This is a genomic window from Leisingera coralii (genome assembly GCF_049056525.1).
GTDB lineage: Bacteria > Pseudomonadota > Alphaproteobacteria > Rhodobacterales > Rhodobacteraceae > Leisingera > Leisingera coralii.
The window spans coordinates 85,657-96,147 of the sequence record NZ_JBHUPT010000018.1 but is presented as its reverse complement, the minus strand read 5'-3'; the positions used below and the strand labels follow the sequence as shown (position 1 = coordinate 96,147).

Below are 10,491 nucleotides of genomic sequence, written 5' to 3'. Positions count from 1 at the left end.
CCCAACGCTTGCCGCCGGGCCGCGCAGCGGCGGGGCGGGCAAGGGGCGGGAGCCTCAGCGCCATTGTGCTGAACCGGCAAAAACCGGGCGCCAGCCGGTGCGGAATTTGCCCAGTTTGCTTGACAACAGAGCCGCAAACTTGTGTACCACCCCGGACGAATTCCGCGCCGTTTCCGTGCGCATCTCCCGAATGACGGCCCGCCCGGGCAAAAGACCGGCATAATGAAAGGTCAACCGATGCACGCTTACCGCAGCCATACCTGCGCCGAACTGAACAAATCCAACGTGGGTGAAACCGTCCGCCTGTCGGGCTGGGTCCACCGCGTCCGCGACCACGGCGGCCTGCTGTTCATCGACCTGCGCGACCATTACGGCATGACCCAGGTCATGGCCGACCCGGACAGCCCGGTGTTTGCCGAGATCGAGAAGGTCCGCAGCGAATGGTGCATCCGCATCGACGGCAACGTGCTGGCGCGCGACGAAAGCCTGGTGAACCCCAAGATCCCGACCGGCGAGATCGAGGTCTTCATCCGCGACATCGAAGTGCTGGGCAAATCCGAGGAACTGCCGCTGATGGTGTTCGGCGATCAGGAATACCCGGAAGAAACCCGCCTGCGCTACCGCTACCTGGACCTGCGCCGCGAGAAGATGCAGAAGAACATGCTGCTGCGCTCCAACATGGTGGCCTCGATCCGGCGCCGCATGTGGGACATCGGCTTCAACGAATACCAGACCCCGATCATCACCGCGTCGTCGCCCGAGGGCGCGCGCGACTTCCTGGTGCCGTCGCGCCTGCACCCGGGCAAGTTCTACGCCCTGCCGCAGGCGCCGCAGCAGTTCAAGCAGCTGATGATGGTCTCGGGCTTTGACAAGTATTTCCAGATCGCGCCCTGCTTCCGCGACGAGGACCCGCGCGCCGACCGTTCGCCGACCGACTTCTACCAGCTCGACATGGAAATGTCCTTTGTCACCCAGCAGGACGTGTTCGACACCATCGAGCCGGTGATGAAAGGCGTGTTCGAGGAGTTCGGCGGCGGCCGCAAGGTGGATCAGACCTGGCCGCAGATCTCCTATAAGGATGCAGCGCTGTGGTACGGCACCGACAAGCCGGACCTGCGCAACCCGATCAAGATGCAGGTTGTCTCCGAGCACTTCCGCGGCTCGGGCTTTGCGATCTTCGCCAAGCTGCTGGAGCAGGAAGGCACCGAAATCCGCGCTATTCCGGCACCCACCGGCGGCTCCCGCAAGTTCTGCGACCGGATGAACGCCTTTGCCCAGAAAGAGGGCCTGCCGGGCATGGGCTATATCTTCTGGCGCGAGGGGGCAGACGGCATGGAAGCGGCTGGCCCGCTGGCCAAGAACATCGGTCCCGAGCGCACCGAGGCGATCCGCCAGCAGCTGGAGCTGGGCGTGGGCGATGCGGCCTTCTTCCTGGGCGGCAAGCCCAAGACCTTCCAGACCGTTGCAGGCAAGGCGCGCAACGTGATCGGCGAGGAGCTGGGCCTGACCGAGCAGGACCGCTTTGCCTTTGCCTGGATCGTGGATTTCCCGATCTACCAGGAGGACGAGGAGACCGGGAAGCTGGACTTCGACCACAACCCGTTCTCGATGCCCAAGGGCGGCATGGATGCGCTGCAAGGCGATCCTCTGGCCGTCACCGGCTACCAGTACGACCTGGCCTGCAACGGCTATGAGCTGGTCTCCGGCGCGATCCGGAACCACAAGCCGGAAATCATGTTCAAGGCCTTCGAAATTGCCGGTTACGGCGAGGAAGAAGTGCGCAAGCGTTTTGGCGGCATGGTCAACGCCTTCCAGTACGGCGCCCCGCCGCACGGCGGCTGCGCGGCCGGCATCGACCGCATGGTGATGCTGCTGGCCGACGAGGCCAACATCCGCGAAGTGATTATGTTCCCGATGAACCAGCGCGCCGAAGACCTGATGATGGCTGCGCCCTCCGAGCCGATGGCGGAGCAGCTGATGGAGCTGGGGCTGCGCGTGATCCCGCAGGATCAGTAAACAGCTCACAAGTTTTGATGGAGGCCCGGGTATTCACCCGGGCCTTTTCTTTGGCCCCGGACAAAGCGGAATTTTGCGAAAATTCCGGGCGGGTTCCCTTGCCGGGAAACAGTGTGCCGAAAATTCCGCCGGGCAGGCGACGGAACCGGCAAGACCGCGCGTATCATATGAAATTCACCTGTGGGCCGGGGCGCCAATGCTCTAACCTGCACGGGGCAACGGGACGTTCAGGGAGAGCAGGCGATGCAGTTTGACGGAGACTTGGCTGAGATCCGCTTTGGCGCAGGGCTGTCGCCGGTGCTGCCGCCCCCGCAATCGGCGGAAGAGATGCTTCGCCGCCTGCACGGGCCTGATGAAATGGCGCGGCGGTTTCCGGTCAGCAGTTTTGAAGAAGCGGTGGCGGGCACCGCGCAGTTCCGGCAGCTGAGACGGGAGCGCAAGAAGCAGGAAGGCAAATCCGGCTATCAGGCTGCGGACAAGGCGTTCAAGGATTTCCGCCGGTCCCGGAACCACGCCCGTTTCAGATGGCACGGCCAGAGGCTGCTGCGCCATGTCCATTCCCGCGATGCGTTCCGCGAACGGCTGGTGCTGTTCTGGGCTGACCATTTCACGGCGCAGGGCAAAACGGGCCCGACGCGCGTTCTGGCAGCCCCTTATGCCGAGAGTGTGATCCGGCCGCATGTCAGCGGCCGGTTCGAGGACATTCTGATCGCTGCCGTCACCAGCCCTTTGATGCTGCAATACCTGGATCAGAACCGCTCCGCCGGGGAGGGCAGCCGGGCAGCGCTGCGGCGCAAGCGCCTGAGCGGGTTGAACGAAAACCTTGCCCGCGAGGTGCTGGAACTGCACACGCTGGGGGTGGACGGGCCTTACAGCCAGGCGGACGTGCGGCAGCTGGCGGAGCTGTTCACGGGATTGAGCCTAACGCGGGACGGCGGGTTCGTGTTCCGGCCGGGAATGGCGGAACCGGGTCCGGAGATCGTCCTGGGCGAAACTTATGGCGGCGGCAGGCCGGAGCTGGACCAGGTGCTGAGCGCCCTGCGCGATCTGGCGCGCCACCCGGCAACTGCGCGCCATATCGCCTGGAAGCTGGCGGTGCATTTCATCTCGGATACACCGGAGCCTGCGCTGATCTCCCACTTGGCGGCACGTTACCAGCAAAGCGGCGGCGATCTCATGCAGGTCTACGCGGCGCTGCTGGAGCATCCGGCATCCTGGGAGCCTCAGCTGCGTAACGTAAAGCCGCCCTTTGACTACGTTGCTTCTGCCTGCCGCGCGCTGGCGGTGCCGCCAGCGCGGATTGCCGCCTTGCGGCCGGGGCAGCTCAACCGTTTGCTGCTGGCGCCGCTGACGCCGATGGGGCAGCGCTGGGAGTTTTCCGGCGGGCCGGACGGCTGGCCCGAAGAGGATGCAGCCTGGGTGACGCCGCAAGCCCTCGCGGCCCGCCTGCGCTGGGCGATGGCGGCGCCGCGGCGGCTGACGCAGCCGCTGCCCGATCCGCGCCGCTTTGCGTCAGCGGCACTGGGCCGCTTTGCCAACGAGCGGGTGATGTTTGCCGCCCGCGCCGCCGAAACCGAGGCCGAGGCGGTCGGGCTTATCCTGTCCTCTCCCGCCTTTCAGCGCCGCTAACAGGAGGCCCATCCGATGCAGCTGACCCGCCGTTCTCTCCTGACCCGCTCCGCCTTGCTGGGCTGTTCGCTGGCCGCCAGCCCGCTGGTCACACCCGTCAGTTTTGCCGCCGCCCCGTGGGACACGCGGCTGGTGGTGATCATCCTGCGCGGCGGCATGGACGCGCTGGATGTGGTGCAGCCCTATGGCGACCCGGATTTTGCCGGGCTGCGGCAGACCCTGTCGGGCGGCCCGGATGCCGGGGCCGCCGATCTGGACGGTTTTTACGCCATGCATCCGGCACTGGCACCGTTGCTGCCGTTGTGGCGCAAGGGGGAGCTTGGCTTTGTTCAGGCGGTGTCCACGCCCTACCGCGACCGGCGCAGCCATTTCGACGGGCAGGACCTGCTGGAGGCGGGCACCGCCGGGCTGGGCGAGGCCCGGGACGGCTGGCTGAACCGGCTGCTGCAGCAGACGCCGGGGACGGACGCGCGCACCGCCTTTGCCATCGGCCAGGAGCGGATGCTGCTGCTGGAGGGCGCTGCGCCGGTGTCGCAATGGGCGCCGGGGGCAGCGCTGGCGATGAGCCCGCAGGCGGAGCGGCTGGCAGGCCTCCTGATGGAGGACGACCCGCTGTTTCACGCCGCGCTGAACGAGGCGCTGGAGCTGACCCGTCAGGACATGTCCCTGGATCTCGAGGGCGGCGGGGACGGCAGCGAAGACGGCGGGATGATGTCGATGATGACAACGCCGAAGGGCAAGGCGCATACCGCCATTGCCGCCTATGCCGCAGAGCAGCTGCGCGGCGACAGCAGGATTGCGGCGTTTTCGATCAACGGCTGGGACACGCACAACCGCCAGGCGGGCGGCCTGAAGGCGGCGCTGGGGCGGCTGGCGGAGACGATCCTGGAGCTGCAACGCGGTGTGGGTCCGGAGATCTGGGGCAAGACCGCGGTTGCGGCGGTGACCGAGTTCGGGCGCACGGTGCGGGAGAACGGCACGGGGGGCACCGACCACGGCACCGGCGGCGCGATGCTGCTGGCGGGCGGCGCGGTCCGCGGCGGCCGGGTGCTGGGGCGCTGGCCGGGGCTGGCAGAGGCCGATCTCTACGACCGGCGCGACCTGATGCCGACCGCAGATGTGCGCCGCTACCTCGCCTGGATGCTGCACGGGCTTGCCGGAGCTCAGAAAAGCGGGCTTGAGGCCGGGGTGTTCCCGGGGCTTGCGATGGAGGATGATCCGGGGCTGCTGCTGTAGGCCCCGGTTGCCGGGCTCGCTGCGGTTGAGAGGACGGAACGGCGCCATCTGTGCGGCAGGGCGCAAGACGGCGGCCCGTGTTTTCGAGCAGGTCTTCGCGTGCTGCGCACCGGCAGCCCGCAAAGCCGGTGCGCCTCGCAGAACAGCCGGGCGGCTCCCGCCCGCTCAGATCATTCGGGGAATGACCTGAGCCGTTGGGCCCGGCACCGCCTGCAGGCGGTGCCGGGCCCAAGGCCGCCAAGCGGTGCGGCCTTGGCCGCGCAGCTGCGGGCGCGGGAGAGCACCGGACAGGCGTCGGCCGGAGGAAGTGCCTGAAAGAGTGCGATCAACCGGCAGCGGGTTGCGGAAACAGGTCCGCCATTGCTTGCCTGCAGGCCAGGCGGAATGAAGGGGGGCAGCAGCTGACGGGCAACAGGAAATGCCCCGGCTGTTGCGGCGTCTGGGAGTCACCATGTTACCGGGAGGGTACGGATCCCCGGATAGCCTGTGTTGCTGCAGGGGCTGGAAGTGCGGACAGCCTCAAGGGCTGAGGATGCTGAGATTGCCCGGGCCGCAGGCAGCACACAGGTGTTACGCGGGTGCCGGTGCCAGGCTTGCTTCAATTCATCGCAATAGGGGCAACAACGGGCATGGTCAGCGCAGCCCGGCGGGCGGATCCCGCGTCAGCGGCTGGGCGGGTTCAGGATCAGCGGGCGGCTGTTTGCGTTGCCGCGGTTGCGGCGGATTGCGCGGGCGTCGAGACGGGTCTGGCCGTACAGCACGATGACGAGCGTGGCGAGGGCGATGAGAAAGACCTCTGCCATGTCAGATCGCCGCGCGGCGTTCGAGCCGCTCCTGCACCAGGCCGGCCAGCGCGGCGGTGTCCTGAGTGAGCGGCTCACCCTTTTGCCGGGCGCTGTCCAGGCGGTCCGCGGCATCGGCGAGCGGCCGGTCGCCGGCGCTGCGGGCGACACCGCCCAGGAACTGTGCCAGATAGGCCAGGGTTTTCTCCTCCTGCGACATGCTGAGCACGTCGGCGGCATGGGCCATGTCGTCCCGGTAGGCGAGCAAATCCGGCTCCACCGTTTCGTCATCCAGGGCCCGCGGGCCGGACAGCTGGCGGTCGGCAGGCAGGTTCGACAGGATCTTCTGCTGGAAGGCCGCCAGCGAGGTGATCGGCTTTTCCAGGAAGCCGGCGGCGCCGGCCTCAAGCGCGGCGCCTTCCAGCGCCGGGTCGCCGGAGGTGGCCAGGATCACGCCGGGGCGCGGGCTGGCCTCGGCCAGTTCGCGGATCAGGTCGAGGCCGGAGCCGTCCGGCAGCCCGACATCGGCAATCAGCACCGAGGGGCGGTAGACCTGCAGGTGGCGGCGGGCGGATTTCAGACAGTCGGCCCGGCGGATGCGGGCGCCGCTGCGCAGGCAGAGGAGGCGCAGCGCCTCGCAGGCAAAGCGGCTGTCCTCGACAACCAGAATGGTCAGCCCCAGCAGCGGCCGGCGGGTGGTGGGCAGGCGTTGAGCGGCAGCAAACAGTTCCGAATCGTCCATAACGTATCCTCCTTGCGGGATATGATCCGACGCTAGGAAGTCGAGGCTAATACCTGGTTAACGGCGCGTGCGCTGCCGCATCCGGGCGCCCCCGTGCGCAATGGCGCACTTGCCGCGGCGCAGCATCCGCCCCATAACCGGGGGCGAGGAACATTTGTGAGAGGAGCACACCTGAAATGATTGGCCGTCTGAACCATGTTGCCATTGCTGTCCCCGACCTGGAGGCCGCATCCGCGCAGTACCGCAATGCGCTGGGTGCCAAGGTGGGCGAGCCGCAGGATGAGCCGGATCACGGGGTGACCGTCGTGTTCATCGAACTGCCCAACACCAAGATCGAGCTGCTGTATCCCCTGGGGGAGAATTCGCCGATCAACGGCTTCCTGGAGAAGAACCCGGCAGGCGGCATCCACCATGTCTGCTATGAGGTGGAGGACATCCTGGCGGCGCGCGACCACCTGAAGGCACAAGGCGCGCGGGTGCTGGGCACGGGCGAGCCGAAAATCGGCGCGCATGGCAAACCGGTTCTGTTCCTGCATCCCAAGGATTTCAACGGCTGCCTGGTGGAACTCGAGGAAGTTTGAGGCTATGAGCGTCCTGCCCCAGCAGCGGGGCAGGGCAAGTTCAGGAGGCCGGACCCATGGGTGTTACATCAGCGATCGTTCTGTATGCAGTGATCTGGTTCCTGACCTTCCTGGTGATCATCCCGATCCGTCTGGAGACCCAGGGCGACAAGGGCGAGGTGGTGCCGGGCACCCATGCCGGGGCGCCTGAGAATCATTACCTGAAGCAGAAAGCCTGGATCACCACCGGGGTGGCTGCGGTGATCTGGGCGATTGTGGCCGGGATCATCTTTTCCGGCGTGATCTCGGTGCGGGACTTCGACTGGATGGGGATGCTGCCCGAGCAAGGGTAAATCCGCGGGTCTCCGTTTTCCAAGAAAGGAAGCACTCCCGCCCGGCTGGGAGGCATTGGCATGCCTCGGTGCCGGTTGGGCGTGGCGCCGCGCTGGCGCGCGGCGCGGGTGCGGCCAGCCCTGGCGGGCTGGAGCGGGCGGCATCGCAAAACCGGAATCAGAAGAAACTTGCCGAGAAGCGTTTGAGGGGCAGGTGTGCCCCTCAAGGCGCCATCTCGAGTGTAGTCCGCCCTCCGCCGCGTCAAGGCTGAACCGCGCGTGCCGCGCGGCGGCTCAAGCCGGCCTTGACACGGCTGCGGCCGGGGGAGCGGCCCGTCTTATTTGCGGGCCAGCGCGTGGTAGAGATGGGTGAAGGTGGCGGCGCCCAGGATCGGGATCACCAGGTTCAGCAGCGGCACCGACAGCGGCATCGCCATCAGCGTGCCGGCCGCCCAGATGGTGCCCGCGTGGCGGCGGCGCAGCTTCTTGGCCTCGGCAGTGCCCACCCGGCGGGCAGCGGCGAGGGTGAAATATTCCCGCCCCAGCAGGAAGCCGTTCAGCCCCCAGAAGATGAACAGCGCCGCAGGCGGGAACAGCACATAGAGGAACAGCGCCAGGGTATTGGCCGCAATCAGAAGGCCGAGGAAATTCACCGTGTCCTTGACCGCGTCCCAGAACGGCACCTTGGGGGCGGGCGGCAGGGCAGGGTAGTGCTTGTCCTCCACCGCTTGCGCCACCTCCTCAAGGAACATCGAGGTGATGGCCGAGGCCACCGGCACCATCAGGAAGACCGACAGCACCAGCATGAAGACCAACGAGCCGACGGAGAGCAGGTCATCGAGCCAGGTGACCTCGCCCAGCACCGGCAGCGTGGCTTCGGGGCCGACCAGCCACTGGATCAGCATCAGGAACCCGGCGTAGGCCGCAATCAGCAGGGCGACGGTCAAACCCAGGCCCAGGAACAGCACCTTGCGGAAGCGCGGGTCGCCGGTCTGGCCGAGGGTCTTGAAAAAGGCGGTGAAGATCATGCGCTCATCCAGGTGGTGATTGCGTCAAGGTCCGGGCGCGGGCGCTCGGGCGGGGCGGAGCTTTCGGTGGCGATGTGAATGATGCCGGCAATGCGCTCGTTCTCTGCAAGGCCAAAGGCGGCCTCGCAGAAGCCGCGGTCATGGCTGGCCCAGCCGCTGAGCCAGTTGGCGCCCCAGCCGGCCGCCAGCGCGGCATTGAGCAGCGACAGGCAGACGGCGCCGGCGGAATAGCTTTGCTCGATGGAGGGCACCTTGGGGCTTTCGGTCTGTATTTCGACCACTGCGACGGCAAGCTGGCCCAGGTCGAACTGGCTGCGGCCCTTGGCGATGTCCTCGGGGCTTTTGCCCAGCCGGGTGCCGGTTTCCTCGCACAGGTCCGCCAGCCGTGCCATGGCGGGCTTTTCCACCACGATGAAGCGCCAGGGCTCCAGCTTGCCATGATCGGGGGTGCGGGCGGCGGCGGTCAGGATCGGCAGCAGCTCCTCGCGCGAAGGCGCAGGGGCCACCAGGGTCTTGGCCGGGCGCGAGCGGCGCGACAGCAGGAATTCAAGGGCGGCGTCATTGCGTGCAGGCATATGTGAAACCTTTTTACATCTGTTGCTGCCTATCTCGGCAGGCATTGGAGTTTTTTCAAGAGCCAACGGGCCTTGCGCGCTGCATCTGTGCTGCAGAAGCAGCAGGGCTGGGTTTCGTTGCCGGGGTGAAAGCTGCGCCGGACGGGCAAAGTCTATGGCTTTTGCCGTCTGCACAGGGCATGTGTGGCCATATGGGGAAGCCAAAGAAGAAAGACCTGCCGGATCTGAGCCATCTGTGCGTGCCGGGAACGGAAATTGCGGTGCGGGCCGCGCCGAAGGCGGCGCGCAGTGCGATTGTGCAGGCAGAGGGCGCGCTGAAAATCTCCGTCACCGCAGCCCCGGAGAACGGCAAGGCGAATGAGGCCATCCGCCAGCTGCTGGCAACGGCCATGGGAACGGCCCCCTCAGGCCTGGAGCTGCGCCGCGGCGCAACCTCGCGCGACAAGGTCTTTGTCTATCAGGGGGCGGGCTGACGCCTAGTCTTCCCCGTCTTCGCCGCCCACCAGACGGTAGACCCCTTCGGGCAGGTCCAGCGCTGCCGCCAGGTCGCGCACCTGAAGATGCGACAGGGTGATTTTCTGCACGCTGTCGGTGCGCGGGTCGTATTGCTCGACCGTGACGCATTCTGCAAAGGAATTGATGGTCACATCCTCGGCGAGGGGGGCTCCGCCCTCATCCACCAGGGTGATGACCGTCGAGTCGAATTCATGTTCGATTGTAAACATGACACCAGCCTGCCACCGCGGCCCGCCTGCTGGCAAGACCTTGCAAACACAGGTGATCATGCCGATGGACCGGCAATCTTCCGCCGCCGCCGCGATTGCTCCCCTCAGGCTTGCACGGTAAAGTCGCGGCGAACCGCAAAAGGATCTGCCATGCGCCGTTTTATGTGTCTGCTTGCCCTTGCTGTCAGCGCCTGTCACGTGGCTGTTGAGCCCGTGCCGCAACCTGTATCTGCCGTTCAGGCGCCGCGGGTGCAGGGGATGGCGCCTGCCCAGGCGCGCAACGCATTCGCCTCCGTCTCCCGGCGGGTGGAGCCGGTGGCGGAGCGCGAATGCCGCAGCCGCACCCAGGGCCTGAACTGCGATTTCCTGATCCGCATCGACCCGAATCCGAAAGCGGCGCCGAACGCTTACCAGAGCCTGGACCGCTCGGGCCGCCCGGTGATCACCTTCACCCAACGGATGCTGGGTCAGATCGCCAACCATGATGAGCTGGCCTTTGTCATGTCGCACGAGGCCGCGCATCACATCCGCGGCCACCTGGCGCGGCAGGCGCAGAATTCCGCGCTGGTCAGCGCCGGCGCCGGCCTGATCACCGCGCTGGCGGGCGGCGGGTCTGCCAGCGTGTCCACGGCGCAGGATCTCGGCGGCTTTGTCGGGGCGCGCACCTACTCCAAGGATTTCGAGCTGGAGGCGGATGAGCTGGGCACCATCATCACCCACAAAGCCGGCTACCGGCCCAGCATCGGCGTGCGCTTCTTCAACCGGCTGCCGGACCCGGGCGACCGTTTCCTGGGCACCCATCCGGCCAACCCCGACCGGGTGCGGGTGGTGCAGGCGACGATCGACCGCTACGGGCTGAACTGACC

Annotated in this window: 12 protein-coding genes; 7 read left to right on the top strand and 5 right to left on the bottom strand. The window is 66.8% G+C overall.

Annotated features, from left to right (window positions below):
- Nucleotides 1–237: 237 nt before the first annotated feature.
- The 3 genes from aspS to ACFMBG_RS07825 all read left to right on the top strand — a co-directional run bounded on the left by aspS (nucleotide 238) and on the right by ACFMBG_RS07825 (nucleotide 4,881).
- Nucleotides 238–2,016 carry an aspartate--tRNA ligase gene (aspS, locus tag ACFMBG_RS07835; RefSeq protein ID WP_421054149.1) on the top strand — a complete coding sequence of 593 codons (1,779 nt, stop codon included), beginning with the start codon at nucleotides 238–240 and terminating at the stop codon, nucleotides 2,014–2,016.
- 243 nt (nucleotides 2,017–2,259) lie between these two features.
- The gene (locus tag ACFMBG_RS07830; protein WP_421054148.1) at nucleotides 2,260–3,645 is read left to right on the top strand and encodes a DUF1800 domain-containing protein; all 1,386 of its coding nucleotides are present in this window, start codon (nucleotides 2,260–2,262) and stop codon (nucleotides 3,643–3,645) included.
- 15 nt (nucleotides 3,646–3,660) lie between these two features.
- Nucleotides 3,661–4,881 carry a DUF1501 domain-containing protein gene (locus ACFMBG_RS07825; protein ID WP_421054147.1) on the top strand — a complete coding sequence of 407 codons (1,221 nt, stop codon included), beginning with the start codon at nucleotides 3,661–3,663 and terminating at the stop codon, nucleotides 4,879–4,881.
- A gap of 662 nt (nucleotides 4,882–5,543) precedes the next feature.
- On the opposite strand, the gene ACFMBG_RS07820 is transcribed toward ACFMBG_RS07825, so the two are convergent.
- Nucleotides 5,544–5,684: a hypothetical protein gene (locus ACFMBG_RS07820; protein ID WP_421054146.1), complete on the bottom strand. Its 141-nt coding sequence runs from the start codon at nucleotides 5,682–5,684 to the stop codon at nucleotides 5,544–5,546.
- Nucleotide 5,685: 1 nt separating this feature from the next.
- Nucleotides 5,686–6,405, bottom strand: a complete 720-nt coding sequence (locus ACFMBG_RS07815) for a response regulator (RefSeq protein WP_421054145.1) — start codon at nucleotides 6,403–6,405, stop codon at nucleotides 5,686–5,688.
- A 176-nt stretch (nucleotides 6,406–6,581) separates the two neighbouring features.
- Between ACFMBG_RS07815 and mce the strand changes: the two genes are divergently transcribed.
- Together mce and ACFMBG_RS07805 are read left to right on the top strand one after the other, a co-directional pair.
- Complete coding sequence (gene mce, locus ACFMBG_RS07810) at nucleotides 6,582–6,986, top strand: methylmalonyl-CoA epimerase (RefSeq protein WP_008557322.1); 405 nt, start codon at nucleotides 6,582–6,584, stop codon at nucleotides 6,984–6,986.
- Between the two features lie 56 nt (nucleotides 6,987–7,042).
- Complete coding sequence (locus ACFMBG_RS07805) at nucleotides 7,043–7,318, top strand: DUF1467 family protein (RefSeq protein WP_421054144.1); 276 nt, start codon at nucleotides 7,043–7,045, stop codon at nucleotides 7,316–7,318.
- A gap of 317 nt (nucleotides 7,319–7,635) precedes the next feature.
- Here the strand turns inward: ACFMBG_RS07805 and ACFMBG_RS07800 are convergent, their stop codons facing one another.
- Nucleotides 7,636–8,325 carry an EI24 domain-containing protein gene (locus ACFMBG_RS07800; protein WP_421054143.1) on the bottom strand — a complete coding sequence of 230 codons (690 nt, stop codon included), beginning with the start codon at nucleotides 8,323–8,325 and terminating at the stop codon, nucleotides 7,636–7,638.
- Complete coding sequence (locus tag ACFMBG_RS07795; RefSeq protein WP_421054142.1) at nucleotides 8,322–8,900, bottom strand: nitroreductase family protein; 579 nt, start codon at nucleotides 8,898–8,900, stop codon at nucleotides 8,322–8,324. Before ACFMBG_RS07795 ends, ACFMBG_RS07800 begins: the two co-directional genes overlap by 4 nt.
- 191 nt (nucleotides 8,901–9,091) lie before the next feature.
- Here ACFMBG_RS07795 and ACFMBG_RS07790 point away from each other — a divergent pair, with 191 nt between their 5' ends.
- Nucleotides 9,092–9,373, top strand: coding sequence for a DUF167 domain-containing protein (locus ACFMBG_RS07790; protein ID WP_421054141.1), 282 nt, complete (start codon nucleotides 9,092–9,094; stop codon nucleotides 9,371–9,373).
- A gap of 3 nt (nucleotides 9,374–9,376) precedes the next feature.
- Here the strand turns inward: ACFMBG_RS07790 and ACFMBG_RS07785 are convergent, their stop codons facing one another.
- Entirely contained in the window at nucleotides 9,377–9,625 is a 249-nt protein-coding gene (locus ACFMBG_RS07785; protein WP_421054140.1) for a hypothetical protein, read from the bottom strand.
- 150 nt (nucleotides 9,626–9,775) lie between these two features.
- Here ACFMBG_RS07785 and ACFMBG_RS07780 point away from each other — a divergent pair, with 150 nt between their 5' ends.
- Nucleotides 9,776–10,489, top strand: coding sequence for a M48 family metalloprotease (locus ACFMBG_RS07780; protein WP_421054139.1), 714 nt, complete (start codon nucleotides 9,776–9,778; stop codon nucleotides 10,487–10,489).
- Nucleotides 10,490–10,491: the final 2 nt, after the last annotated feature.